The organism is Leptolyngbya sp. BL0902 (assembly GCF_016403105.1).
In the GTDB taxonomy this organism is placed as follows: domain Bacteria; phylum Cyanobacteriota; class Cyanobacteriia; order Phormidesmidales; family Phormidesmidaceae; genus Nodosilinea.
In genome coordinates this window covers 3,866,004-3,892,649 of record NZ_CP046155.1, presented here as the reverse complement: position 1 = coordinate 3,892,649, position 26,646 = coordinate 3,866,004, and the positions used below count along the sequence as shown (strand labels likewise).

At 58.2% G+C, this 26,646-nt stretch carries 17 protein-coding genes; 14 read left to right on the top strand and 3 right to left on the bottom strand.

All coding sequences use genetic code 11. From position 1 onward, the window contains the following. The first annotated feature begins 405 nt into the window (after positions 1 to 405). The gene (locus GFS31_RS17320) at positions 406 to 657 is read left to right on the top strand and encodes a hypothetical protein (protein WP_198805990.1); all 252 of its coding nucleotides are present in this window, start codon (positions 406 to 408) and stop codon (positions 655 to 657) included. Between the two features lie 65 nt (positions 658 to 722). On the opposite strand, the gene lepB is transcribed toward GFS31_RS17320, so the two are convergent. Together lepB and GFS31_RS17310 are read right to left on the bottom strand one after the other, a co-directional pair. After that, positions 723 to 1,286, bottom strand: coding sequence for a signal peptidase I (gene lepB, locus GFS31_RS17315; protein WP_225907704.1), 564 nt, complete (start codon positions 1,284 to 1,286; stop codon positions 723 to 725). Positions 1,287 to 1,576: 290 nt separating this feature from the next. Further along, entirely contained in the window at positions 1,577 to 2,566 is a 990-nt protein-coding gene (locus GFS31_RS17310) for a cysteine synthase A (RefSeq protein WP_198805989.1), read from the bottom strand. A gap of 255 nt (positions 2,567 to 2,821) precedes the next feature. On the opposite strand from GFS31_RS17310, the gene GFS31_RS17305 reads away from it, so the two are divergent. The 9 genes from GFS31_RS17305 (at position 2,822) to GFS31_RS17265 (ending at position 12,819) form a co-directional block, all read left to right on the top strand. After that, on the top strand, positions 2,822 to 3,586 hold the full coding sequence (locus GFS31_RS17305) for an HAD-IA family hydrolase (protein ID WP_198805988.1): 765 nt from the start codon (positions 2,822 to 2,824) through the stop codon (positions 3,584 to 3,586). Positions 3,587 to 4,250: 664 nt separating this feature from the next. Continuing rightward, complete coding sequence (locus tag GFS31_RS17300) at positions 4,251 to 4,694, top strand: hypothetical protein (protein WP_198805987.1); 444 nt, start codon at positions 4,251 to 4,253, stop codon at positions 4,692 to 4,694. Between the two features lie 459 nt (positions 4,695 to 5,153). After that, complete coding sequence (locus GFS31_RS17295; protein ID WP_198805986.1) at positions 5,154 to 5,627, top strand: hypothetical protein; 474 nt, start codon at positions 5,154 to 5,156, stop codon at positions 5,625 to 5,627. Between the two features lie 32 nt (positions 5,628 to 5,659). Further along, positions 5,660 to 6,097: a hypothetical protein gene (locus GFS31_RS17290; RefSeq protein ID WP_198805985.1), complete on the top strand. Its 438-nt coding sequence runs from the start codon at positions 5,660 to 5,662 to the stop codon at positions 6,095 to 6,097. 126 nt (positions 6,098 to 6,223) lie between these two features. Continuing rightward, entirely contained in the window at positions 6,224 to 7,030 is an 807-nt protein-coding gene (locus tag GFS31_RS17285; RefSeq protein WP_198805984.1) for a hypothetical protein, read from the top strand. Between the two features lie 175 nt (positions 7,031 to 7,205). Continuing rightward, positions 7,206 to 10,607 carry a carboxypeptidase-like regulatory domain-containing protein gene (locus tag GFS31_RS17280; RefSeq protein WP_198805983.1) on the top strand — a complete coding sequence of 1,134 codons (3,402 nt, stop codon included), beginning with the start codon at positions 7,206 to 7,208 and terminating at the stop codon, positions 10,605 to 10,607. 431 nt (positions 10,608 to 11,038) lie between these two features. Beyond that, complete coding sequence (locus tag GFS31_RS17275; protein WP_198805982.1) at positions 11,039 to 11,632, top strand: cyclic nucleotide-binding domain-containing protein; 594 nt, start codon at positions 11,039 to 11,041, stop codon at positions 11,630 to 11,632. Between the two features lie 162 nt (positions 11,633 to 11,794). Continuing rightward, positions 11,795 to 12,247, top strand: a complete 453-nt coding sequence (locus GFS31_RS17270; protein WP_198805981.1) for an FHA domain-containing protein — start codon at positions 11,795 to 11,797, stop codon at positions 12,245 to 12,247. 131 nt (positions 12,248 to 12,378) lie between these two features. Next, positions 12,379 to 12,819, top strand: coding sequence for an FHA domain-containing protein (locus tag GFS31_RS17265; protein ID WP_198805980.1), 441 nt, complete (start codon positions 12,379 to 12,381; stop codon positions 12,817 to 12,819). A 35-nt stretch (positions 12,820 to 12,854) separates the two neighbouring features. On the opposite strand, the gene GFS31_RS17260 is transcribed toward GFS31_RS17265, so the two are convergent. Then, a complete protein-coding gene (locus GFS31_RS17260; RefSeq protein WP_225907481.1) occupies positions 12,855 to 13,178 on the bottom strand; it encodes a hypothetical protein in 324 nt (107 codons plus the stop codon). A 422-nt stretch (positions 13,179 to 13,600) separates the two neighbouring features. On the opposite strand from GFS31_RS17260, the gene GFS31_RS17255 reads away from it, so the two are divergent. The 4 genes from GFS31_RS17255 to crtI all read left to right on the top strand — a co-directional run bounded on the left by GFS31_RS17255 (position 13,601) and on the right by crtI (position 26,576). Continuing rightward, a complete protein-coding gene (locus GFS31_RS17255; RefSeq protein ID WP_198805979.1) occupies positions 13,601 to 17,824 on the top strand; it encodes a DEAD/DEAH box helicase in 4,224 nt (1,407 codons plus the stop codon). Positions 17,825 to 18,418: 594 nt separating this feature from the next. Next, positions 18,419 to 23,110 (top strand): PAS domain S-box protein, encoded by a 4,692-nt coding sequence (locus GFS31_RS17250; RefSeq protein ID WP_198805978.1) that lies wholly within the window; start codon positions 18,419 to 18,421, stop codon positions 23,108 to 23,110. Then, positions 23,107 to 24,870, top strand: coding sequence for an EAL domain-containing protein (locus tag GFS31_RS17245; RefSeq protein ID WP_198805977.1), 1,764 nt, complete (start codon positions 23,107 to 23,109; stop codon positions 24,868 to 24,870). The genes GFS31_RS17250 and GFS31_RS17245 overlap by 4 nt, the downstream gene beginning before the upstream one ends. 62 nt (positions 24,871 to 24,932) lie before the next feature. Further along, positions 24,933 to 26,576, top strand: coding sequence for a phytoene desaturase family protein (gene crtI, locus GFS31_RS17240; RefSeq protein WP_198805976.1), 1,644 nt, complete (start codon positions 24,933 to 24,935; stop codon positions 26,574 to 26,576). Positions 26,577 to 26,646: the final 70 nt, after the last annotated feature.

The window sequence follows — 26,646 nt, the reverse complement described above, 5'->3', positions numbered from 1 at the left end:
ATCCAACCATGATTCCAACGTTGTCAAGCATTATCGAAATAGTCTTAGGGTCTTATCCCCCAGAGATGATTGACTGTTGAAAAAGCTGTGTATGCCTCAATTGGCTGGTTCTCCCCACGGGCCAGCCAATTTGCCTGGCGACGGTGGCTTGAGAATCCCGTAGCCGGAAACCCTGGACAGAAGGTGAGGGCTTGGTGGGCTGACGCTACTTCCTTCGCCCAGGCCAGCGTGTCCCCATCTCGGTGGCGGCAGACCAGCAGAGATAGACCACAAACAGGGCCACCCCTGCGAGAAAGGGAAGCAAATCGTCGGGCATGGAAGGCATAGAAGGCATGGGCACCCTAGATCACGGTCAGACGTTTACAGATAAACTAGGAACACTGTTGACATCCTGCCCACATTGCCATGAAGGACATGATTTCGCGCACCATTAGCTGGATTTTAGTCGTAGACCTAGGGCTAGTGCTTGCGGCCTTTGCCTGGTTTATGGCCGCCGTTGTAGGGCGCAGCATGAACCTCAATTTGGGCCTAGACCTGTGGTATTCCCTCTGGAATCCGCTGATTTTACCTGCCATTAGTGTCTTGATGGCCGGAGCCATCGCCAGCGGCGTGATGGGCTGGATTGGCCGCAAGTTTGGCTCCGATCCTACCCCCTAGGTCCAGTCAAAATTCAGTACCCGCCCACCCGCGAAGGCCCAGCGCCTAGGGATTTCTAGCCAAGGTTATTCCGAATCCAGCCAGCCGATTCGATCTAGGGGCCAAAAGCGGACGGCGGCACGGCCAATAATGTTTTCACCGGGCAAAAAGCCCCAGGCGTGGCTGTCGTAGCTGCTGTTGCGGTTGTCGCCTAGCACCAGATAGTGATCGTCGGGCACCTGTTCTGGCCCCCACTGGTAGTCGGGCGGAGATTGAATGTAGTTTTCCTCTAGGACTTCGCCGTTGATGAAGACCTGGCCGTCGCGGATGGTGACTTCTTCCCCCGGTAGGCCGATCACCCGTTTAATGAAGGCGTCCCGCCGTCTGCCGGGAGGGGTGAGGCTGTCGGGAGGCCAAAACACAACGATATCGCCCCGTTCTGGCGGATTAAAACGGTAGCTGATTTTTTCCACCACCAGGCGGTCGTTTACCTCCAGGGTGGGCAGCATAGAGCCGGAGGGAATGTAGCGGGCCTCGGCTACAAAATGACGAATGCCAAAGGCCAACACGACGCTAAGGCCAATGGTTTGCAAGACTTCCACCCAAGGATTGGGCGCGGCGGCTGGTTTTTTATCGGGAGAATTGGACAACGCTGGATCAGGGGATGAATCGGATTTTGGCGGGATGGGCTTAGGCACGTCGGACACAGCAGCGATCCTTGGACAACGACAGGCGAGGGAATCGCGAACCAGCACGATCCCACAACCGAGTCACCGGATCGGGGAGACAGCCCACCCGGAACGGTGTTTCGATCATACCTATAGATGTTAGCAATGGGAGAAAGTTGCCTGAGATGTTTTGGGATCCAGTCAGTTCTGATCGCCTGAAAAGTCAGGATGCAGACAGACTACTTTTCCACCACCAAGACGACTACCCTCCCTTAGCTAGGCAGGAGATCGTCACTCCACAGTCCTTTTTCCTCTAGCCAGGGGCGGCTGTAGATGCGGGACTGGTAGCGGGATCCGCCATCGCAGAGGACGGTGACAATGCGGTGGCCGGGGCCGAGGCGTTGGGCCAGTTGCACAGCGGCGGCAACGTTGATGCCCACGGATCCGCCCATGAACAGGCCGTCCTTGTACAGCATTTGGTAGAGCACCTTGAGGGCTTCGGGGTCGCTGATTTGAACGGCGTCGTCGATGGGAACGTCCTCCATGTTGGCGGTGATGCGGCTGTTGCCGATGCCCTCGGTGATGGAGTTGCCCTGGATGTTGACTTCCCCGGTTTTGATGAAGCTATAGAGGCCGCTGCCCATGGGGTCGGCGACGACGCACTGGATGTTGGGATTTTTCTCTTTCAAAAATAGGGCGGTTCCGGCGTAGGTGCCCCCGGTGCCCGTGGCGGCCACCCAGGCATCGACGGTGCCCTCGGTTTGCTGCCAAATTTCGGGGCCAGTGGTGGCGTAGTGGGCTTGGCGGTTGGCCAGGTTATCGAACTGGTTGGCCCAGATGGCGTTGTCCAACTCTTCGGCTAAGCGACCGGACAGTTTGACGTAGTTGTTGGGGTCGCGGTAGGGCACGGCGGGCACGGTGCGAACTTCGGCCCCTAGGGTACGCAGCAGATCAATTTTTTCCTGGGACTGGGTTTCGGGGATGACGATTAGGCAGCGGTAGCCCTTGGCATTGCAGATATGGGCCAGACCGATGCCCGTGTTGCCAGCGGTGCCTTCCACCACCGTACCACCGGGTTTGAGCAGGCCTTTTTTCTCGGCGTCTTCGATGATGTAGAGCGCCGCCCGATCCTTCACCGAACCGCCCGGATTGAGGAATTCTGCCTTGCCCAAAATCTCACAGCCCGTCGCCTCACTAACGCTGTTGAGGCGGATGAGCGGGGTGTTTCCAATCGTATCGACAAAGCCGCGTTTGATGTCCATTCCAGTGGTCGCCGTTGACAACAGAGCCCTAACCCAGCCCTAGGTTCTAAACCCTTAACAGGCGGGTAGGCTGCCTTTTCATCCTACGGCGAAATGGGCGGCTTCTCGGCTAGAATCAGGGTGCTTTTGCCTGTCCTTTGCCCCTCTGGGTCACTGTCCTTGGGGAACTGCCGATGCGGATCGGAACCTCAATCTGGCGGCTGTTCCGTCGGTGTCCACGGGCGAGGAAACCTCGCCCCTACGGTCTTTGATGCGATGACCCTTCCCGCTGCACTAATTTTTGATGTGGATGGCACCCTAGCCGAAACCGAGCGCGATGGCCACCGGGTCGCTTTTAACCGCGCCTTCGAGGAAATGGGTTTGCCCTGGCAGTGGCCAGTGGGTCTATACGGCCAACTGCTGCGAGTGGCGGGTGGTAAGGAACGTATCCGCTACTACATCGAGCGTTACCAGCCCAAGGGCTTGCCAGACGGCGATCCTACGGATTTGATCACCGCCTTGCACCAAGCCAAGGGGCGACATTTTAAAGACTTGCTCATGGCCAACGTTATCCCCCTGCGGCCCGGAGTACGGCGATTGCTGGACGAAGCCCGTCAGCAAAATGTGCGCCTCGCCATTGCCACCACCAGCGCCAAGGATTCGGTGCTGCCCCTGCTAGAACAGCTCCTAGGGCCAGAGTCCCCCGGTTGGTTTGAGATGATTGCCGCTGGAGACATGGTGCCCGCCAAAAAACCCGCCCCAGATATCTATCACCTCGTTGTCGAAACGATGGACTTGCCCCGTGAACGCTGCCTGGTATTGGAAGACAGTCAGCAGGGTGTCCTCTCTTCCGTGGCCGCTGGATTGCCGACGGTGGTGACGATCAACGACTACACCCGCAACCAACCCATGCCTGGGGCCAGCTTGGTGATTAGCCACCTGGGCGAACCCAGCCAGCCCTTTGAAGTCCTCTGGGGCGAGGCCAAGGACGCCTATTATTTCTCCTTGGAACTGGCGCAAGCCTTGCTAACGGCGGGCTGACACTTCAGCAGGGGGCGGTTAACGTCAGCCTTTCGGGCGTTGAAGTGGGGACAGAGGGGCCTCAACCGACGGCTAGCCTCGCTCATAATCAATAGGCTGTCATCACTGCCGATCAAGGGGCCTCTCCGCTAACGCTTTGGGGAGATGTGTTCAGAGGCTTCAGGATTTTTCCGTATTTTCATTGAACGGAGTAGGTCTGAAAAGTGTTATTCTGGCTTCCAACTGGTAGCACCTACCTTTCACCAGTACCGATCTCTTTTCTTTTCAGGGGCAGAGACATCTACAAGTATTCTGGACAATTTTGTTGAATCAATGTAGCCCATAGGTTGCAAAGATTCGCTGATCAAATGCAGCCCACGGGCAGCAAACTTTTTGCATCAAATCGATATCCAAAAGTAATGACGGATATCGAAGCACGATCAGGCATGTGTCCAGACTAATCCGCTACCAGCCTAATTTTTCAACTCTTCCGGATGGGCCATTCAAGCTGTGTATTAGTAGTTAGTTTGTGCCTCTATCCATCCTGAAAGTCTTGCGTTGCTCCAGCATTTGCATGGCTGATCAGCGATGAATCCGAAAGAGCTTTGTCTCTTTTCACAAGATCCAACTGTTTCTTCTCCATAAGGTTGAGATTGTAATGAATTTGCTCAAAACAACTACCATCATGTCATCGCTCGTGGCCGCTAGTTTCGTTATGGGCGCTGGCATGGCCAAAGCCCAAACGGTATCGGTACCCTTCAACGGCACCATTAACGCAACCTGTGCTTTTGGGGCCGTTACGGATGGGGTGCTAGCGGTTGATGCCGCTGACCTTACGCTGTTGACCACCACCACCCCCGGTTCTGTCCCGATTACTTGCAACGGCGGCGTTGAGTTGACTGTCGCTGCTCCTGTGGCAGATCCCGCAAACCCAACCGCCACGCTCACGGTGGCCTCGGAGGCTACGTTGCTGGGTGAGACGGCTGATTCGGCTGGCTTAGTCGCTACGATTGTCGCAGGGCCTATTGACGCCGAAGATGTGGAAGTTACCATGACTGCCACGGGGGGCGGCATCTTGGCCCAAGGTGACTACGCCTACACCGTAGACGTAACCGCTGTGCCGCAATAGGCCAAACGGCCCTAGGCTGCTAGATAAACGGGGGTGGGGTGTAATGGGCACTCGGCCCCCGTTTAGGCCATCTGAAGCTTCTGGCTTATCCCGAACTCAGGTTGGCCTAGGGCTGCGGTGAGAATCGATAGAGATAAGGGCTCACCTCTCGGAAAATCAGGCCATGCTTGACCTGTTATTAATGACCTCTGTGTCGTCAAATACTTGCATAGCAACGACAAGAAATTTTCCCAGAGAGCAAGACAGAAGATATCTGTGGTCACTTGATCAACCTAATTTTTCAGCTCTTCCGGATTGGCCAGACTGACTATGTAAAAGCAGTATAGTCGATTCTTCTAAAGCACCTAAAAGCCCTGTTATATCTAACCATTCGCCTTGCGGATTTTTCTTGGCTTAGACGATTCCTTGAACCGATGACATTACCCATCCACGGCTTCTTTTCCAAAGGTTGACCTTATCATGCACTGGCTCAAAACTACTACCATCGCGTCATCTCTGGCTGTTGCTAGCTGCCTAGGGACAGTTAGCATAGCCCAGGCCCAAACGGTTTCGGTTCCCTTCAACGGCACGGTTGTTTCTACCTGCGTCTTTGATGTAGCGGCGATTGTCCCTGGGCGGTTAATCCTTGATCCGCTCCTGCCGACTCAGCTCATTACAGATACGGAGGGTTCTGTTCCCATCACCTGCAATGGCGACGTGGATCTCAGTGTTGCGGAGCCTAGGGAAATTATCGTACAAACCGCCACTCCTGTTCGGACCGCGACAGCGACGCTAGCGGGCCAAACGGCCCTGTCCGTTGGCCCCATTGTTGCTGATGTAACTGGCCCACTCCTGAATGAACTTGTTTCCGTTTCCATGACGGCTACCGGGCTTCTGCCTTTGGCCGATGGGTTCTACTCCTATGAGGTAGATGTTACGGCGTTGCCCCAATAGGCTCGATACCCTGCCGTTTCTTGAGTGTTATCATGCGTCGCCTCCTGGCTACTACCGCTTTGGCGGGGGTAGGGGTGTTGTTTGCGCCCTCGGCCCTAGCCCAACCTGTTACGTTTTCTGACCCCCTGTCTAGCCCCCTGGTGCAGCCCGTTGGCAGCTTTAACCGCCTAGAAACGGATGCCCCAACCACCCTCACCATTGAGGTGCCAGAGTTTGTCAGTGCCACGGTGATGGTAGACACTCCCACCTTTGAAGGAGGGCCAAATTTAGATCCGGGTGGAACGGAGAGAACCGCGACCGTTACTTTTCCTGGCGGCACTGCCACCAGCGCAGGTGGCCCTGTGCCGCTGCCAACCGGAACCACGGAGTTGTCGGTGTCGATGGTGGTGGAACGCCCTGCTGGCAGTATTTTTGCTCCTGGTACCTACAGCTATCAGGTGATGATCACCGTGACTACTACGCCGCCCTAGGCAAGCCCTGGCGGGGTCGGTGGCTGTTGACAGCAGGGCTGTTCCATCGCTAACGGCAGCACAGACACCGGGGCCAAGCTGAGGTGGATTGTTCGTTCACATTGATGTTTTGAATTGGGATGAATCATGATGTCTAGCCCTCGTTGGTTGGCTGTTGCCTTGCGTCCGTTGGCCCTGGCTGCGCTGGTTTTAGGAGCCGTTGAAGCTCCGGCCCTAGCACGGTTGTCGGTCAGTCCTATGGTGATTGAAGAAGCGGCTACCCAGGGCCAAGCCCAGGCGGTGATTACCCTGTCGAATACGGGGCAAACGCCAGAGCGGGTGAGGATTTACGCGATGCCGTTTACCTACGGACGAGATGGTGTGGAACTGGGCGCGACCTCAGAGCAGGATCTGACCCCTTACCTTCTATTTTCTCCCCGCGAGTTAGTGATTGAACCGGGCCAAACGCGGCGGGTGCGGCTGGTGTCTCAGTTGTTGCCCAGCCTGGGCGAGGGCGAATTTCGCGCCGTTGTGTTTACCGAGCCCCTCAATGCTACCCCCACCGATACTCCAGGGCGGATGACCATTGGCGTAAGGCCACGCATCGGTGTCACCGTCTATGTGCGCCAGGGCCAAGTGTTGCCCAGCCTGGATGTGCTTTCCGCCACCGCCCGCCCCGCAGAGGGCAGGATTGCCCTGCTGGTGGCCAACGCAGGGGATGCCACTGCCCGCCCCATCACCGACTGGGCGCTGTCGCGGGAGGGCACCACTGTAGCCAGCGGCAGGCACAACGCCACGACGGTGATTGCAGGCGGAGATCGCAACCTGATGATTGCCCCCGCTACGGCGCTGACGCCGGGTACCTACACCCTCAGCGGCACCCTGACTTGGTTTGTCAACGGTCGCCAAGAAACTCTGCCCTTTAGCATTCCTGTAACCTTCTCAGCCCCCTAGGGATCGCTATCCCATGCGCCCCACGGCCCAGGAGTGAACCGCTGCCACTCCTAGGCCACGGCTCTACGCGGGGGGGTATGGCGCAGAACGAGGGGCGACTACCGCAGATATTCCCCCCAACGGCCCCCATTGCCAGCGCCTTGACCGACATGTTGCCCAAGTTTCTGAAACGCCTATGTCACGCCCCTCTCGCCTGGTTTTAGTCGTGCCCTGTTTGGGGAGTGTAGTCTCCCTGGGGCAGGCCACCCTGTCTGATCCGGCCCTGGCCATGGAGCCAGTGGATACCGATCAAACTGACCCCAATGCCCTGGTGGCTCAGCCTGAGGCCATGGAGCCCCCCACCATTGCCCCATCTGCCCAGCCCGAAGCCCCGTCTGATCTGGCAGCGGCGCAACCCAGAACCACGGCCCAACCCGTGTTTTCAGAAATCCCGGTGATTCCAGAGGTGCCGATGATGGCCCCAGAACCCGTCATCACCAGGGTGCCTGAATTAGCCGAAGCTCCGGGCACAGCCGTTCCCAGCACCATAGAAGACTTTGGGACGCTGGGCACTGCCGCAGACCTGGCAGCACCCGTTATCCCAGAGGCTCCTGCCTTTGCCCCCACGATGCCAGCGGCCCCTGTGGCGGTGACGGCCCCCCCAGTCGTTGCGCCCGAAGTCATTGAACCCGCAGCAATTCAGCCTGAAGTCATTACGCCTGAAGTCGTCGCACCTGAAGTCATTGAACCCGCAGCAATTCAGCCTGAAGTCATCACGCCTGAAGTTGTCGCACCTGAAGTCATCACGCCTGAAGTCATCACCCCTGAAGTTGTTGACCCTGCTGAAGTCATCACGCCCGTAGCGATTGAGCCTGCTGAAGCGATAGAAGCCGATCACAACTTGACGTTAGAAGATGCCTTCCCGAATCCAGTCATCATGGAGCCAAGCCCTGTTGCTGCTTCAGAGGGTTTTGAGGATTTAGCCGATATCAATGCAGAATCCCCAGCATTAGAGGACTTGGAGAATGCAGAGGCTATCAATGCAGAGGATGCCTTTGCCGACCCGGTGATTCTGGAGCCGATGGCCACTCCTTCGGCGGAATTGGAGGTGTTTCCGGTGGGGATTCAGGTGGGCGACCGGGCGCAGAGGGTGGGGGTTTTGGTGCGTGGGGCCGAAAACGGCGTGGAAGCGGTGGATTTGGAAAACTGGCTGGTGCCCTTTGATGCGGTGGCCCAGGCGCTTCAGCTTCAGCGCACGGTCTTGGAGAGTGGTGAGTGGGAGTTACGGTCGCCCGGTTTGGTGATCCGTTTGGATCCTGCTGAATTGATTGCCGATCCAGGCTTAGGACTAGCCATCTCGGTGGCGGAGATTGAGCAGCGGCTGGGGGTGCCCACCAGTTTTGACATTGCCAACTATGCCCTGCGGTTAGATCCGCCCTGGGCGGGGCAGTTTCAGCGGGGGCGTTTTGCCGAGCTACCTGTGGTGACGGACGGCCTGCCCGTGGTGCCTTCAGAGCCCTTCACCGCCACCACCGTGGCTCAACGGATGGATTTCTTTGGCGGCAATGGCGTCAACGATAACCAAGGACAGCTCACTGCTCTGGGCGGATTGTTGGGCGGAAGTTGGTTTGTCCGCATGAACCAGCAGGATCTGTTCGATAGCGGCACCTGGAGCCTGTCGGAGCTGCAATACCTCAACCAATCCGATGAAGCCGACTATGCCGTGGGGTCTCAGCCTACCTTTTGGCCCAGCGTCAACGGCACCAGTGGCAACCCGTTTTGGGGTGTGACTACCATTCAGCGGTTTGGCTACGATCCGGCCTTTTTCTCTAGTGGCGGCGGCTTTAACCCCAGTTTGCGGCGTCAGGCGGATGTGGTGGGGCGCACCATCACCGGAGAAGCTCCGCCCAATACCCTGGTGCAGCTCACCCTCAACTTTCGTAGCAATGTGATTGCCGAAACCCTGGTAGATTCCAGCGGTGTCTATCGCTTTGAGGATGTCCCTGCCCAGGGGGGGCGCTACGAGGTGCTGCTGTTTCCCAACGGCCAGCTCACTGCCGAACCGGAGGTGCGTCCGGCCACCTTCTCCACCTTGCCCAGCCGACTGGCAGCGGGAACATCGACCCTGGTGGCCTCGGTGGGGGCGGGGCGGGTGTTGCCCCCCAACGAGTTTTTGGGCAGCTTTGACAATGTAATGGCGGGGGTTGCCTATCGCTATGGGGTGTCGGATGAACTCACCCTGGGGGCGGGGGTGGTGCAGGATGGGGCGCTTTTTGGCCTGGGGGAAATCTTCTACGAGCCGGAGGGGGTGCCTGTGCGGATGGCAGCTACCCTAGCGGGCGGGGCTGACCAAGTCGCTGTCAATACTGCCCTCACCTACGAACCCTCCACCCGATTCCGTCTCGACCTCAACACCGACCCCATCACCTCGCGGTTCCAGGCCAGCTGGCAGGCTATGCCTGGGCTGCGGCTGCGGGTGGGGGGCAACAGTCGAGAAAATGCCCTCATTGCCGGGGCCTCGTTTTTCTATAGCGTCCCCAACTTCAACGTCAACGGCAACGTAGACTACACCACCAATAACAACTTTCGCTGGAGTTTGCTCTCGCGGCTAGATCGGGCGGAACTGCGAAGCTTTGGCAACGAACTGAGCAGCAACAGCGAACTCAACGTCAAGCTCAATGAAAGTCGAGACTTTAGCCAAGGCCACTTTTTGCGGGTGGGCTACGAAACCCAAGCCGCTGGCAACAACGAACTTACCACCGTGGGCTGGCGCTATCGTTCTCCGGGCCGCGCCATTGATGGCCGCTACCTCTGGGAAATGGATTTGGGCTATGGCCTGGGCAGCCAAGGCAATGGGCTGGTGGCCTCGGTAGGCACAGCCATTTTGCCCGGTGTGATGCTTCGCGCCCGGTATGCCGGAACCTCTGTCCTCAGCAGCAATGATAGCTACCGCATTGAGCTAGTGCCCTTCGTCAATACCCAGGCGAGGGTGCTGTCGCGGGATTCGCGCTTCGACTATCTGCGCCAGGAGGGGGGCCTGTGGGTGCAGCCCTTCCTAGACCGCAACGGTAACGGCCAGCGCGACGATGACGACCCCCTCTACCTCGACAACGCTGAACTGCTGATCGCCGTGAATAATCGCCCCCTGCGGCCCAACCAGTTTGAGCGCCAAGCCAACGGCATCTTTCTGCGTCTGCCCCCCGGCCTCCACCGTCTCGACCTCGACCCGGCGGGTTTCCCCATCGATGGCCAACCTGCCCAAACCGCCTACGCTGTCGAAGTCACCGCTGGCAGCTACACGCCCGTTCCCATTCCCATCACCCGCGCTTACACCGTGGCCGGACGGGTGCTTGACCCAGCGGGCAACCCCGTCGCCGGAGCCCGCGTCGAAGCCATCTCCGCCAGCGACGGTACGCCTCTTCTCTCCGTGACCAACCAGGCGGGTATCTACTTCCTGGGGAACCTGCGGACAGGCACCTATCAACTACGCGTGAACGGTAGCCCAGCCCAGCCCGCCACTGTCACCCTGACAGAAGCCAGCGAAGGGCTCCAGGAAATTAACCTGACCATCCACGGGATGCCAGCCCCGTCCTTTTAGGGCGGCTTTCCGGTAAAATTTAACTGGTTGAAATCCCCACCTCTGCCATCGAGAGGCACACCCTTGTGGGTGTTAAACCCGAACCTGAAGCAGCAAGAGGGAAAGAGCCAAGGGTTTACGGTCAGTCCGCACCTGAGGCACCTGACAACGGAATAGCTCATTCTCATGACGACGGTGGGGCACACCGTCCTTAGTGGGCAAGTACGAAGCTGTCTAAGTCCCCTCTGGGGCGATGGCCTGTTTAGTCCATTCAGCGACCCTTCTCTGCCCTAGGCAGGTTAGGGGTGGTGCGGGATTCTCATCTCCATAGATCGAGGATATCAACCCATTGATCGCCCGCTGGCCCTTGGTAAATACCACCGGAGGGGGCAGGCATCGGCCTCCCCGCGACTCTCAAGGTCGCTCACCTTTCACACCATGGGGCCATACCAATGAAGCGGATTGTATTTATTCTGGGCGTTCTTGAGGATGACGATGTTGACTGGCTGGTTTCCATTGGGCAGCGACGGGAGATCCAGCCCGGAGAGGCGCTGATTTGTGAGGGACAGCCCTGCCACCACCTCTACATCATTTTGGCGGGGCGTCTAGAGATCTCTGTCCAAGCCCTCACCCAGCAACCCATTGCCCAACTGGCCAGTGGCGAAGTGGTGGGTGAAATGTCCTTTGTCGATGGCTTGCCCCCCTCCGCCACCGTCACTGCCCTAGAGCCTACGGTGGTGCTTGGCATCTCCTGGACTGACCTCAGCGAAAAGTTGCAGCAGGACACCTGGTTTGCCTCCCGCTTCTACAAAGCCCTATCCATCTTGCTGTCTAGTCGGCTACGCAGTACCGTTCGGCACCTGCAAGGGGAGCATTGGCGGCCCGTCAGCATGAGCGACGAAACCACCATCGTCAATGAAATGGGTGACTTGCTCTCCATGGGCAACCTCCGCTTTGACTGGCTGCTCAAACGCTTGCGCGACACCCGATCTAACCCCTGGGAAGCCCTCAGCGATCTCGATGGCGATCTGACTTCAGGCGACTAGCTGATCTCAGCGGTCGGCCTGTAACGACAGGGGAACCGGGAGAACTTGGGCCTACCCCCATCTCGATCAAAATCTAGAGGTACACTGGAGAACAGTCGTTCCGAAAACCGCTCTGTGGATCGCTCAACTCCTGAGGCCCAAGTCACGATGTAGTTTGCGAATATGGCACCACCTGACAAACTGAGCAACATTCTGATTGTGGATGACAGCAAGGGTCGCCGAGAAATTGTCCTAAGTAGGTCGGTCTACTCCATTGGGCGCGATCCGATGTGCGACATTCGCCTCTCGTCTCAGTTTGTTTCGAGGCACCACGCCACCCTTGTGCAGCTTCCCAAGGACGATGACACCTTCTATTACCGAATTGTGGATGGCAACCTCAAGGGCCGACCTAGCGCCAATGGGATGCTGATCAACGGTCGCAAACTTCTCGCCCACGACCTCAAAAACGAAGATGAGATTGTCTTTGGGCCTCAAGCGGGGGCTGTCTACTACCAACTGAAGCTCGACAGCCAAGTGACCCTGCCCTCTGATGAGGGGGACGACACCGTGATTAGGCCCAACCTAGGAGAGGGGGATGAGGATTGGGGGGCCGAGCTAGAGCGCCATCGCTCTTGAACTAGCCTCGTTCCTGACGGTCTAAAGTTCTCTAGAATTCTAAAATATCGTTGTTCCTAGCCCAGCGTTTTTCACCTTACTCTACGACTCGCCCGAGTCCTGAAGCCTAAGTCCCTGCGTAGTTTGCGAATATGGCACCACCTAATAAACTGAGTAACATTCTGATCATTGAAGACAGCACAGGCCGCAAAGAAATTGCCCTTGAAGGGTCTGTCTATTCCATCGGGCGCGATCCCAAGTGTGACATTCGGCTGTCCTCCCAGTTTGTCTCTAGACACCATGCCACCCTGGTGCAACTGCCCAAAGACGACAATACCTTCTACTACCGGATTGTGGACGGCAACCTGAAGGGCAAACCCAGCGCCAACGGAATGCTGATCAATGGCCGCAAGCTCTTGGCCCACGATCTTAAAAATGAAGACGAGATTGTCTTTGGCCCCCAAGCCCGAGCCATCTACTACCAGCTCAAGCGCGACAGCCAGTCTACCCTACCCCCCGATGAGTTTGATATCACCCTCATCAGCCCCAACATGGTGGAAGAGGGGGAGGAAGGACAGGAGGACTTGGCCTAGGAATGCACCGACCCTAGGGACGTCATCGGCTTACCCTAGAGCATGGCTCCAATGGCTCGACTAACAGCCTCAAACACTCGCTGACAATGGTTGTTGCGCTGGAGCGGCAGCTCTTCGTTTTTGACGACTAGGTTCACTCGGGCTGTCTGCGCCATGGAGGTAGGCTGATTAATCATCACCTCAATGGTCGTGAGTTGGGCGAGGGCGACCTGCCCTGGTTTTTCCTTGGCCACAAAGTAATCTTTGTTGGCGTAGACCATACTCAACCCGCAGTCTTCCAAGGTTTTGACGATGGAATCCCCTAGGTTTGGGATTGTTGCGGGTTCAGAGAGGGTTAACAAATGGGTATAACGAGCCATAGAAACCTTTTGGTTAAACCGTCACGTCATCGTTAACTGGCACCCTAGCCCGGATGGATAGACCATCACAATGTTAAATTTTGCTTCGGTGCGGCATTAACGGCATCGACCTGATCTATACCAGCCCTGTCTATGTATATCATAGTGGCTCTAGAGATGTCTTGGGCTCCACGGATAAATCTAGACAACGGCTGGAGGCGCTAGGGTTAGCCTGACGACAGCTAGGAGGCGGGGGTTCCTTGTATTCTTAGGCGCATCGCCCAAAATGCCGAACAGGCAGAAGGACTGAGCGGATCTAAGGCAAGGGGCACTGTATCGAGGTAATCTGCCTATCTATCTGTCGGCAACACCTCGGTAAACCGATACACTCACACTTAGTACGCTCAGTCGCGTGTATCCATAAGGTGAGTAGGGCATTAGCTATGGCTAAAGCGCAGGTATCTCCAGAAGTACTACGGGCACATCTGACGGCTCGCTACCGACAGTTGCCGACCTTCGAGCAAGAATTGGTGCAGTTGTTCTCGATCCTCTACGCCCCCGTGGCCAATGGCAAGGTGTTGCCTTGCGTCAATAGCTACCTGCGCCACAGCGGCCAAAACAATACCTACGATCAGGCGGAATTGCACGCCCACCTCCGGCGGCTGACGAGTCATGAGCTGCTGGTGGAGGAAAAGAACTATGGTTCTCGGTGTCACCCGCTGCTGGTGGAGGTGGCTACCCGCGATGCCTTGCGGCAGGGTAACTTTGAGGCCATGGTGAAGGCAGTGCAGGAGACGCTGCCCGTGCCCACCCTGAGCTGGAAGCGCAATCAGCGGTCGTTTCAGAGCGAGGATCAGTTTTTACGGGAGGTTCGCATTGGCCTCTATCGGGCCGATTGGGATTACATCGAAGCCCAGATAGAAACCTACTACAATCATGCCTTTGCCACCAGCCGCATTTCCATGGCCCAGGTGTTTGAGCTGATTTGCAATAACCCCTTCGACCGGGAGTGGTTCGTCTCCCTCAAAACCGATCTGGATTTGTACGAAGCGGCCCTGGGTAATCTGTGCGTCAATTCCATGCTGCACCTCACCCCAGCCGAGGACGCCTTTGCCCTGCTGCAAGAGGACTGCCAGCGGGAGGATTCCGTTGCCTCGAATCAACTGCGAAATATTTGGATTCAACACCTGCTGCTGCAAGGGCGGCTGGCGGAGGCGGAGGCGGCGATCAACGATTTGGCCCAGGATGCCCCAGAGGAATCACTACTATTGCTGGGCTGGCTCAGTTGCTTGCGGGGCGACTATGCCGTGAGCATTGAATCGGGGCAGATGGCGCTCAAAATGCTGAAAAAGGCCACGGGCAAGCGCAAAATTTATTTTGATACGGTACCGGGGATTTTCCCGGTGTTGGCCCTATTGCAGGAGGGCAGTGCCGCCAGCTTGCGCACCGCCGAAGAGTATGCCCACCCCATTGCCGAGCAAACCTATGGTCACTGGCTGGCCATTACCCACGGGTCCTTAGAAAAGGTGGCCCAAGCGCTCCAGGGCAACACTAACGCCAAGGCGTACCTCACCAATACCCCCCTCAGCACCCTGGCCGATGCCCACAGTTTTGAGGCGTTGATCGATGCCCTCTGTCTATATTGGGTGAATGTGGACATGGCCCGCAAGCGCGTACCAGACTCCGTTAAGGACATCTACCGAGACGCCAAGGCCGCTGGGTTTGACTGGTTTGCCCTAGAAGCCGCCACCCTCCTAGCGCGGCTGAACCCTCGCAGCACCTACGGCAAAGAAGCCCCCGCCCTGCGCGAAAAAACCGGGATTGTACCGATCACCGACATTATTGCCCCCAAGGAAGCCTGGGAACTGGCTCTGGCGGCCCTGATGGGCCTCAACCCTGACCTGGCAAAGCCCGAGGTGGCGGCGGTAGAAAGCGAGTATCGGATGACCTGGTTTTTGACGATGTATTCCGCCAATACCTGGATGCTGCAACCCAAAGAGCAGAAAATTAGCACCAAGGGCGGCTGGAGCCGGGGCCGCGTGGTGGCCCTGCATCGCCTCAAGCATGAAATCAGAAACTTTCCCTACCTCACCCCCCAGGATCGAGAAATCTGCGGCCATATCGTGGCAGAGTATGGCTCCTACGGCAACAGCTACAGCTTGCAGGCCCAGTCGATGCTGGCGCTGGTGGGGCATCCCCTCGTATTTTGGGACGACGCCCCCACCACGCCCGTCGAAATTGTGAAGGGAGAACCCGCCCTCACCGTGAAACAGGGCAAAAACGGGATGCTCACCCTGTCTCTAACGCCGCCCTACGAAAAGCAGGCCATCGCCCTGATCAAAGAAACCCCCACCCGCATCAAGGTGGTGGAATTTACCAAGGAACACCAGCGCATCGCCGCTATCCTTGGCCCCAAAAACGCCCTGGAGGTGCCGGAAATCGCCAAGGACAAGGTGCTGGAAACCCTCAACGCCATCGTCAGCCTAGTGACGGTGCATTCCGATATTGGCGGCGGCATCACCGATGCGGAGGAAGTACCCGCCCAGACCATTCCCCACCTGCACCTGCTGCCTGCGGGGTCTGGCCTCAAGGTCTCGCTGCTAACTCGCCCCTTTGGCGACGATGGCCCCTACTATCGACCGGGCAGCGGTGGCGAAATGGTATTGGCGGAGGTGGGCGGCAAACGGCTGCAAACCCATCGCGACCTGAAGGAAGAGAAAAAGCTGGCCCGTGCCGTGGAAAAAGCCACCCCCACCCTGCAACGGCTGGAGGATAAATCTGGGGAATGGCTGATCGAAGACCCGGAGGACTGCCTAGAACTGCTGATAGAGCTTCAGGGCTTGGGCGACCAGGCGGTGGTGGAATGGCCCGAAGGCGAGAAAATGCGGGTGGTCAACCAGGTGGGTCTGGGCAGCTTCAAGGTGCAGATCCAGCGCCAGCGAGACTGGTTTGCCGCCAGTGGCGAACTGTCCGTCAGCGACGACCAGGTGCTCGATATGCAGCGACTCATGGCGCTGCTGGAAGCCTCCCCCGGTCGGTTCATTAAGCTGGCCGATGGGGAATTTGTGGCGCTGACCCAAGAATTTCGCAAGCGCCTCGATGAACTGCGGGCCTTCTCGGAAACCAGCGGCAAGGGGGTGCGCTTCCATCCCCTCGCCTCCCTGGCCATGGAAGACTGGATCGACGAGGTGGGCCAGCTTAAGACCGATAAGCACTGGAAAGACCACGTTAAGCGCCTAAAGGAAGCCCAGGATCTCCAGCCCGAACTTCCCTCTACCCTGCAAGCGGAGCTGCGGGATTACCAGATCGAGGGCTTCAACTGGCTGGCACGGCTGGCCCACTGGGGCGTGGGGGCTTGCCTTGCGGACGACATGGGCCTGGGCAAAACCCTGCAAGCCCTGGCGGTGATCCTCACCCGTGCGCCGGAGGGGCCAACCCTGATCGTTGCGCCCACTTCCGTTTGCATGAACTGGCTGAGCGAGGCCGAAAAGTTTGCCCCCACCCTCAACCCCATCCAATTTGGCAGCGGCGACCGTCAAAAGGTCTTAGACGACCTGCAACCCTTCGACCTGCTGGTGTGCAGCTACGGCCTGCTGCAACAGGAAGAAGTCGCCAAAATGCTGGCGGAAGTGCAGTGGCAAACCATCGTGCTGGATGAGGCCCAGGCGATCAAAAACTCCGCCACCAAACGATCCCAGGCGGCGATGAAGCTCCAGGGCGGCTTCAAAATCCTCACCACGGGTACCCCCATCGAAAACCACCTAGGGGAACTGTGGAACCTGTTTCGGTTCATCAACCCCGGCCTGTTGGGTTCCCAGGAGCAGTTCAACCAGCGCTTTGCCAACGCCATCGAACGCAACCAGGACAAACAGGCCCGCAACCGCCTGAAAAAGCTAATCCAGCCCTTCATCCTGCGCCGCACCAAAACCGAAGTGCTGGAGGAACTGCCCGCCCGCACCGAAATCACCCTCCAGGTGGAACTCAGCACCCAGGAAATGGCCTTCTACGAAGCCCTACGCCGCGAAGCCATCGCCAAACTCTCGGAACCAGGGGCCGAGGGCGGGGCTAAACACCTGCAAGTGCTGGCGGAAATTATGAAACTGCGCCGCGCCTGCTGCAACACCCGCCTGGTGAAGGCCGAACCCAAACTCCCCAGCGCCAAACTGGAAGCCTTTGGGGAAATTCTCGAAGAACTGCTGGAAAATAACCACAAAGCCCTGGTTTTTAGCCAGTTTGTGGATCACCTCGCCATCCTGAAGGAATTCCTGGATAAACAGAAGGTTCACTACCAATACCTCGATGGCAGCACCCCTGCCAAGGAGCGCAAAAAACGGGTGGATGCCTTCCAATCCGGCCAGGGCGATGTGTTTTTGATTAGCCTCAAGGCCGGGGGCACCGGGCTTAATCTGACCGCAGCGGATTACGTCATCCACATGGATCCCTGGTGGAACCCCGCTGTGGAAGACCAGGCCAGCGACCGCGCCCACCGCATGGGCCAACAGCGCCCCGTCACCATCTATCGTCTGGTGGCCCAACACACCATCGAAGAAAAAATCGTGGACTTGCACAAACAAAAACGCGACCTGGCCGACAGCCTCCTAGAGGGCACCGACATGAGCGGCAAGATCTCCACTGATGAACTACTGCGGATGATTAGTGAAGGGTAGGCACAAGGTAGCGATCCTGGGGGCGCTGAAGTCTTGCAAGATCCCACTTGCGAAAAGTCTGTCCGCCAAAAGGCTGAGCTGTGCCGAAAGGATTCAGCCATCTTCACGGCTCTATCGGCGGACAGGATTCAGGCTTCTTTACCGTAAAAGGTGCCACTTTGAGCAAAGGCGACTTAGCATGATCAACAACGTTAGCGAAAGGGGCGCAAAAGTATTAAGTCTTGATTGAGCAGATCAAATTTTTCTCGCAGTTGGGCATCTTAAGTTCATCATGTAACTTTCTAGCCTGAGGGCACTCGCAATCTCAGGCGTCAAGCGGGGAAAGCCCGTAGTCAAGACAGGTTGGTTGGTCTAGGTTAGTTGGTCTAGGTTAGTTGGTCTAGGTGGAAGAGTGGTTGGTGCTGCGGCAGACGCCCTGGGGCAGCAAACCGCTGTTGACCCCATGTTCAGGTCGGGGGCCGTTGGGCGTAGGAGCATGATCCTAGGTCTAGGTCGTTGATTTCATCCATTCTCCCTCTCTAGGCTAGTCATGGATAACGAATATAGCTTCCCTGTCAGGCCCGTAAACCTCATGGAGCGGGTGAGAGACCACACATGACCCCCACGAGTGCATCATCGACTGAAGATAACCCCTGCCCTTGGCCGAATTTAGATTTGACCGAGGGGGGGGTGGTTTGGGTACACCCCACCACAGGGATCCCGGATCTTGCCCAGCGCCTCACGGAATCGCTGTCTGGGGTGGTGGTGGTGGCCAGCCCCATGGATGGGTCGATGGATGGGGTGAGAGGCGGGCCGACAGAGGAGCCGACGGAGGAGCGACCAGATCTGGGGTGGGTGCGGCCCTTGGGGGTAGTTACGCCTACCGAGGTGGTGCGGGCCTGTGCCCAGGGAAAAGACCTCAGTACCCTGACCGCCGCCGATGTGATGACTGAGGCCCTGTCTCTGCTTCCCAGATCCGCCCTGCCCACGGTCTCGGAACTGGCTAGCCAGCAAGATCATCCCTACCTGCTGGTGACGGGCCACCAGGGGCAACTGTTGGGGGTGATGGTCATCACCGGGTTGGGTGTTCGGGGTTGGGCTCACGGGGGGCAGCGGCTGCACCAAACGTTGTATACCCAGCGCAACTACAGCCATTTGATCACCGTCATCATCAGCCGTTTTGTCGATATCAGTGCTGCCGATCTCGAATCGGAAATCCGCCATGTCCTGCACTTGGTGCGCGACGCCACGCGGGTAGACGGGGTCTATCTCACCCTGTGTCCTAGCTCTGCCACCGTCTCAGCCCAGACCTGGGTGGAGGGCAAGGTCGATCCAGCGCTGATTCCCAATGAAGACCAGTTGCCCTGGAGTTACCGCCTGTTGCAGCGAGAACACATGGTCTACGTCCCCAATGTGGCCGATGTGCCAGCGGCGGCGGCCCTAGACCAAGCCCAATGGCGGCGGCAGGGCATCGGAGCCGTATTGAGCCTACCGCTGGTGCATAAAGCAACGATGGTGGGGGTCATTGGGTTGGTGGCTCGTCAGCCCGTTGCCTGGTGGTTGGCGGAAACGATCCAGCTCTTGCAGGTGCTTGGGAAAATGATGGTAGCGACCCAGCAGCGGCTAGAGGACGAGCGCCAACTTCAGGAAAGCGAAGAACGTCTCCGCCTTGCCCTCAGTGCAACGAACCAGGGCCTCTACGATGTCGATTTGACTACGGGTGAGGTGCTGGTGAGCCCAGAATACGCCACCATGCTGGGCTACGATCCGGCCACCTTCCACGAAACCGAAGCCCGTTGGCGGCAGATGCTGCACCCGGAGGATCGGGAGGTGGCCCTCGCAACCTACGATGCCTACGTGGCCGGGGCGATCCCAGACTATAGACTGGAGTTTCGGCTGAAAACCCAGGCCGGGGGATGGAAGTGGGTGCTGTCCTTGGGCAAAATCGTCGCCTGGAATGAGGCGGGCCGTCCGCTGCGAATGTTGGGCACTCACACCGATATTGACGATCTCAAGCAGGCGGAGCTAGCGCTGCGGGCCAGTGAAATTCGCTTTCGCACCTTTATGGACAACAGCCCCGTGGTGGCCTGGATTAATGATCCTGATACCCACACCCTGGAGTATGCCAGCCAGGGCTGGTACCGCAACTTTGCCCTACCGCCCCACACCTCGTTGGAAGACCTAGAAGGTCAGTCCTTGTTTGATGTGTTTGGGGATGCGGCGGCGACCCTTTATGCCAAACACAATCGCTGGGTTGTAGACCATGGTGACGTGCTGGAGGTGGTGGAGCCGGGGCAGCGACCCGATGGCAGTCCTGGGGAGTTTTTGTGCTTTAAGTTTCCGCTCCCCCAGCCCCATCGAAAAACCCTGGCCGCTGGGGTGGCCATTGATGTGACCGAGCGCAATCGCACGGAGCAGCGCCTTGCCTTACAAAGCAGCATTTTGGCCAGCATTGCCCGCACCGAACCGCTGCCTGATATTCTCACAGACCTCGTGTTGGCCTTGGAGGATCACCTGACTGAGAGTCGCTGTTCCTTTCTCTTTTGCGCTGAGGATAACCGCCTCTATCCCGGCGTGGCTCCCAACCTGCCCGCCGCCTATAGCGAAGCCCTGCGAGGGACTGCCGTGGGCGAGGCGATGGGATCCTGCGGCACCGCTGCCCTGCGCCGTCAGCCCGTCATTGTGGGAGATATTGCCACCGATCCCCTCTGGGCCAACTTTCGGGATTTGGCCTTGGCCCATGGTCTGCGGGCCTGTTGGTCGATTCCTATCTTTGCCAGCGATGGCCCGGTGTTGGGCACCTTGGCGGTGTACTTTCCGCAGCCCCGTCAGCCCTATCCCCATGAGTTGGATACTCTCCAGGTGGCGGCTAACCTGGCTAAGGTGGCCCTCGAGCAAGACCAGGCCATCCGTGCCCTGGCCCAACTCAACCGGGAACTAGAAGACCGGGTAGCCCAGCGCACTAAGGCACTGCAACGCAGCGAAGCCCGCCTGAAGGAAGCCCAGCAGGTGGCGCGGCTGGGCTGGTGGGAGATGGAAGTGTCCACCCGGCAAATTACCTGGTCTAAGGAGGTGATGGCGCTGTTGGGGGACACCGATGAAGCGGATGACACCCAGGGCAGCGGGGATCTTCGACCCTACGTTTCTGCTGCCACTTGGGATCAATTCCGGGACTTAATTGACCAGGCCCTAGCGACGGGCATTCCCTGCACCGCCGACCTGCCTATTACCCGGTTAGACGGCACCCAGGGCTGTTTGTTTGTCAAGGTGGCCCTCAATGCGGCGGCCCCAGAGGAGCGCAGCCGCCTATTTGGCATTGCCATGGATGTGAGTGATCGCTGGGTGATGCAAACCATCCTTCAGCGCAGCGAGGAACGCACCCGCGCTACCCTACTGGCCTTACCAGACCTCATCTTCCGGGTTAATCGGGAGGGGATTTACCGTGAGTTTATGGCCTCTCCCCCTGCGGGCAACCTCGTCGATCCCCAGGGGGCCGTTGGGAAGCATCTTTCGGAGGCGCTGCCCCCAGGGGCTTCTCGGCACCACCTCGCCCAAAAACTAGAGGCCATTCACAAAGCCCTCGAGACCCAAACGGTGCAGTGCTACGAACAGACTGTTCCTATTCACGGGGGGCTCCGCTATGAGGAGGTGCGAGTGGCTCCCTGTGGGCAAGGGGAGGTCGTCTTCTTTATCCGCGATATCAGCCACCGCAAGCGCACAGAACTGGAGCTGATTCGCAGCCGGGATTTGCGGGAGGCAATTTTTAATGAGTCTACCGATGCCCTGTTCTTGGTCGATCCTCAAACACAGCGCACCATAGACTGCAATCAGCGGGCCGTTGATCTCTTTGAAGCCTCGGCCAAACACCAGCTCGTCAACATTGCAGGCCACCGACTTCAGGTGCAGCCCTTCACGGAGGAGGAACTCCAGGAGATCTACGCCATCATTGATCAACAGGGCGTTTGGAGCCATGAAATTGAGTATCGCACGTTCACAGGGAAGACCTTTTGGGGCAACATTGCCACCCGACTGATTACGGTGGCTGGGCAGCGGCTCAAACTGGTGCGCGTGACCGATATCAGCAATCGCAAACAGGTGGAAATGGCCCTCCATCAAACCAACCGAGAACTGGCCCGTGCCACCCGGATGAAGGACGAGTTCTTGGCCAATATGAGCCATGAGCTACGCACCCCCCTGAATGCCGTTCTGGGCATGGCCGAAGGGCTACAGGATGAGATGTTTGGCCCCCTCAATGATCGTCAGCACAACGCCCTCCGCACCATTGCCAACAGCGGCGACCACCTGCTAGAGCTGATCAACGACATTCTGGATCTGGCCAAAATTGAGGCGGGGCAGATGACCCTTGACCCAACCTCTGTGTCGATGGCCTACCTGTGCTCCTCCAGTGTGCCCTTTGTGCAATCCCAGGCCCAGGAAAAGCAGATTACCCTGAGGGTGGAGGTACCCGATCACCTGCCTGAGGTGTTCGCCGACGAGCGTCGCCTGCGCCAAGTGTTGATTAATCTACTCAACAACGCCGTGAAATTTACGCCTGCTGGGGGCACCGTTGTCCTCGCGACCCAACTCCTTGATCCCCTCACCCCTGGAGCAGCTCCCTGGTTACGGATCACCGTCAGCGACACGGGCATCGGCATTGCCCCGGAGGACTTGGATAAACTTTTCCAGCCCTTTGTGCAGATCGACAGCACCCTCAACCGTCAATACAGCGGCACCGGGCTGGGGCTAGCCCTGGTGCAGCGCATGGTTGATCTCCATGGCGGACAAGTGCGGGTGAGTAGCGAGGTGGGGGTAGGCAGCCAGTTCGCCATTGATTTGCCCACCTTGCCCACCCACGCCTTTTCCGGCCCCCCCCGATTGGCCCTAGCCCCCAGCCCAGATCCAGACACACCTACCGCCTCGGCTGACCCGCCGCTGCTGCTTTTAGTGGATGACAACGAGGCCAACCTTCAGACGGTTTCTAGCTATTTGGGGGCCAAGGGCTATCGTCTAGAGGTGGCCAAAACGGGGCGCGAGGCGCTGGCCATGGCTAGGCATCATTGTCCTGACCTAATCTTGATGGATATTCAGATGCCCGATATAGACGGCCTAGAGACAACTCGGCAAATCCGGGCCGATCCCAACCTGGCCCACACCCTCATTGTGGCGCTCACCGCCTTCGCCATGCCCCAAGACCGAGAGCGCTGCCTCGCCATGGGCATGAATGACTACATTAGCAAGCCCATTAAGCTCAAAGATCTGGCTGCAACGGTTCGGAAACTCCTCAACAATCAGGCCCATTCCCTATGACATTCTCTATTTTAATTGTTGATGATGAACCGGATAATTTCGACGTTATCGAGGCTTTCCTGAGCAGCGATGACTATCATCTACACTACGTCGAAAGTGGTGAGAAAGCCTTGGCAACGCTGCCTATCCAGCAGCCCGACCTAATCCTGATGGATGTGATGATGCCAGGAATAGACGGTTTAGCCCTTTGCAAGCAGATCAAGGCGATGAGCCTATGGCAGTCGGTGCCCATTATTATGGTGACGGCCTTGGCCTCCAAACATACGCTGGCCCAATGTTTAGAAGCTGGGGCCGATGACTTTGTGAGCAAACCCATCAACCGCATGGAACTAACGGCGCGGGTGCGGTCTATGCTGCGGATTCGGCAGCAGTACCAGCAGCTCAACAGCTTTAATGCCCAGCTTGAGGCTAAGGTGGCCCAGCGCACCGCCGAACTGCAAACGTTGCTCTACCAAGACAGCCTCACCCAATTACCCAGCCGCATCAACCTCCTAGAGCGCGTTGGGCTGCTGCAAGCTGAACAGCGCACAGACTTTGCCCTCGCCTACCTCGACTGCGACCAATTTAAACTGGTCAATGGGGCCTTTGGCTACACCGTGGGCAACCAGTTGCTCCAGGCCATCGCCGAACGCCTACAGCAGCACCTGCGCCCTGGCGATGTGCTGGCCCGCGTGGGCGAAGATGAGTTTTGCTTCCTGCTGACCGCCCTACCGCCTGATTTTTCCCTGCCCACCTGGATTGAAGCGGTACTCCAATCCTTCCATGCTCCCTTCCAAACCTCCCACTGCGAAATTTTTATGACCGCCTGCCTGGGGCTGGCCCTGGGGGATAGCACCACCACCGACCCCGAAGCCCTGCTTCAGGCTGCCGACACCGCCATGTATCGCGCCAAGCGCCAAGGCAAGGGCTGTCATCAGTGGTTCAATCCCCAACTGCACGCCGCCACGCTGCACCGCCTCACCCTCGAAAATGACCTCCAGCACGCCCTTAGCTACGGAGAGTTGGTGGTTTATTACCAGCCCATCATCTGTCTGGCGACCCATCGGGTGATGGGCCTAGAGGCCCTCGTGCGGTGGCAGCACCCCGAGCGGGGCCTTGTGCCGCCAGGAGAATTCATTCCCTGCCTAGAGGAGACGGGGCTGGTGGTGCGGGCAGGGCTAGTCGTCCTGCGCCAAGCGTGCCAACAACTGCGAGACTGGCACGAACAGGGCTGGACAACCCTGACGGTGGCCGTGAACCTCTCGGTGCGGCAGTTTGCCAGCCCCACCCTGCTGGCCGACATTGACCAAGTGCTGGCAGAAACCGGAGCTAACCCCGCCTACCTAAAGCTAGAAATTACCGAAAGCGCCATCATGGAAAATGCTGAGGCCGCCTCAGTGCTGATGGACGCACTGCGGGAACGTCGAATCCAAATCAGCATTGACGACTTTGGCACGGGCTATTCCTCCCTGGGCTACCTCCACCGCTTTCCCCTAGACGTCCTGAAAATTGACCGATCCTTTGTGCGCGATATGCATCGCAGCCACCGCAACTACCAGGTGGTGGAAACCATCATCACCCTCAGCAACCAGTTGGACTTGGCGGTGGTGGCCGAAGGTATCGAAACCCAAGACCAGCTTCAGGCGTTAAAAAAACTAGGCTGTGAACTAGGCCAGGGCTTTTTCTTTGCTAAGCCTGCCCCCGCCGAAGCCATCACCACCACCCTGCGAAACCAGCCCCTTGGCCCCGTTCCGCAACCTGCCGTGCGGGCGCAGGGGTAGCAAGGGTAGTAAGATATGAACAACGTGTAAACCTTTGTAAACCGTTTGGGCAGGAGTCGCACATGGGCCGCAAGCAAGCCATCATCATCGGGTCGGGGGTTGGGGGGCTATCCGCCGGGATTCGCCTGCAAAGCCTAGGGTTTGACACCACCATCGTGGAAAAGCTAGACGCCCCCGGTGGTCGGGCCTACGTGCGCCGCATGGAGGGCTTCACCTTTGATATGGGGCCAACGGTGATTACGGTGCCCCACTTCATCGAAGAACTCTTCTCCCTAGAGCGCGACCAGGCGGATCTTACCTCCGAAGATTTCCCTTCCACCATCGTGGACGAAAACAAGCGCATTAAGGAAGGCATCTCCGGTGGCCCCAGCACCAGCCGCTACGTCCAACTCATCCCCATCCTGCCCTTCTACCGGATTTATTTCGACGACGGCACCTATTTCGACTACGACGGCGACGATGCCCACACCCGCCAACAAATCCAAGCCCTCGGTGAACCGGGCGATCTAGAGGGCTACGAGCAGTTCCAGGCCCAGTCCAAGGCCATTTTTGAGCGGGGCTTTTTGCAGCTCGGCTACACCCACTTCGGCACCGTCGGCGATATGCTCAAAGTCGCCCCCGACCTGCTGCGCCTGGATGCGGTGCGTAACCTGTTCCGCTTCAGCAGCCGCTACTTCAAAAGCCACAAACTGCGCCAGGTCTTCACCTTCGAGCCGCTGCTGGTGGGCGGCAATCCCCTTTCTGTCCCTGCCATCTACGCCATGATTCACTTCGTGGAAAAAACCTGGGGCATCCACTTTGCCATGGGCGGCACCGGGGCGCTGGTGCAGGGCTTCGTGAAAAAGTTTGAGGATCTGGGCGGCCAGATGCGCTACAACACGGAAGTCACCAAAATCAATGTCACCCAGCAGGGCGGCAAGAAGGTGGCCACGGGCATTACCCTCGCCGACGGCACCGTGATCAACGCGGATGTAGTGATTTCCAACGGCGACTGGGCCAACACCTACAGTAAGCTGATCGAACCCCAGTACCGCTTCTGGAACAGCGATCTGCGGGTGAAGCTGACCCAGCAATCCATGTCGGTGTTTGTGATCTACTTTGGCTTCAAGGCCGACGGCACCGAGTCCGACAAGCTCTGCCACCACACCATCCTCCTCGGCCCCCGCTACGAGGGCTTGCTGAAAAATATCTTTGGCCGCAAGGTGCTCTCCAAGGACTTCTCCCAATACCTGCACCTGCCCACCCTGACCGATCCCTCCCTCGCGCCCCCCGGACACCACGCCGCCTATACCCTGGTGCCCGTGCCGAATAACTACTCCGGCATCAACTGGGACGAAGCCGGGGAACAGCTCTGTGAGGCCGTCTTCAGCTACCTGGAAGACCGGGGCTATCTGCCCAACCTGCGGGAGCGGCTGGTGTGCAAGAGCTACATCACCCCCGACTACTTCGAGGGCACCCTCAACGCCTATAAGGGCAACGCCTTTGGCCCAGAGCCGCTGCTGGTGCAGTCTGCCTTTTTCCGGGGCCACAACCGCAGCGAAGACATCAGCAACCTCTACCTGGTCGGCGCAGGCACCCAACCGGGCGCAGGCACCCCCAGCGTGATGATGTCCGCCAAAATGACGGCGCGGCTGATTGCGGAAGATTTCGCCATCGACCCCGCCATCGTCAGCGGCAAGGCCAGCCCTGAGCTGAGCGTGCGCTAGGGCCTATTCTGGTAGGCGTTCAATGGCTGCCCTAGATCAACCTAGGGCCAGCCGTTCCTATGATTTGATA

Excerpts from the sequence above, each read along its gene's own strand:
- GFS31_RS17320 (WP_198805990.1), top strand. The coding sequence starts at position 406 with ATGAAGGACATGATTTCGCGCACCATTAGCTGGATTTTAGTCGTAGAC.
- GFS31_RS17310 (WP_198805989.1), bottom strand. The coding sequence starts at position 2,566 with ATGGACATCAAACGCGGCTTTGTCGATACGATTGGAAACACCCCGCTC.
- GFS31_RS17305 (WP_198805988.1), top strand. The coding sequence starts at position 2,822 with ATGACCCTTCCCGCTGCACTAATTTTTGATGTGGATGGCACCCTAGCC.
- GFS31_RS17300 (WP_198805987.1), top strand. The coding sequence starts at position 4,251 with ATGTCATCGCTCGTGGCCGCTAGTTTCGTTATGGGCGCTGGCATGGCC.
- GFS31_RS17295 (WP_198805986.1), top strand. The coding sequence starts at position 5,154 with ATGCACTGGCTCAAAACTACTACCATCGCGTCATCTCTGGCTGTTGCT.
- GFS31_RS17290 (WP_198805985.1), top strand. The coding sequence starts at position 5,660 with ATGCGTCGCCTCCTGGCTACTACCGCTTTGGCGGGGGTAGGGGTGTTG.
- GFS31_RS17285 (WP_198805984.1), top strand. The coding sequence starts at position 6,224 with ATGATGTCTAGCCCTCGTTGGTTGGCTGTTGCCTTGCGTCCGTTGGCC.
- GFS31_RS17280 (WP_198805983.1), top strand. The coding sequence starts at position 7,206 with ATGTCACGCCCCTCTCGCCTGGTTTTAGTCGTGCCCTGTTTGGGGAGT.
- GFS31_RS17275 (WP_198805982.1), top strand. The coding sequence starts at position 11,039 with ATGAAGCGGATTGTATTTATTCTGGGCGTTCTTGAGGATGACGATGTT.
- GFS31_RS17270 (WP_198805981.1), top strand. The coding sequence starts at position 11,795 with ATGGCACCACCTGACAAACTGAGCAACATTCTGATTGTGGATGACAGC.
- GFS31_RS17265 (WP_198805980.1), top strand. The coding sequence starts at position 12,379 with ATGGCACCACCTAATAAACTGAGTAACATTCTGATCATTGAAGACAGC.
- GFS31_RS17260 (WP_225907481.1), bottom strand. The coding sequence starts at position 13,178 with ATGGCTCGTTATACCCATTTGTTAACCCTCTCTGAACCCGCAACAATC.
- GFS31_RS17255 (WP_198805979.1), top strand. The coding sequence starts at position 13,601 with ATGGCTAAAGCGCAGGTATCTCCAGAAGTACTACGGGCACATCTGACG.
- GFS31_RS17250 (WP_198805978.1), top strand. The coding sequence starts at position 18,419 with ATGACCCCCACGAGTGCATCATCGACTGAAGATAACCCCTGCCCTTGG.
- GFS31_RS17245 (WP_198805977.1), top strand. The coding sequence starts at position 23,107 with ATGACATTCTCTATTTTAATTGTTGATGATGAACCGGATAATTTCGAC.
- crtI (WP_198805976.1), top strand. The coding sequence starts at position 24,933 with ATGGGCCGCAAGCAAGCCATCATCATCGGGTCGGGGGTTGGGGGGCTA.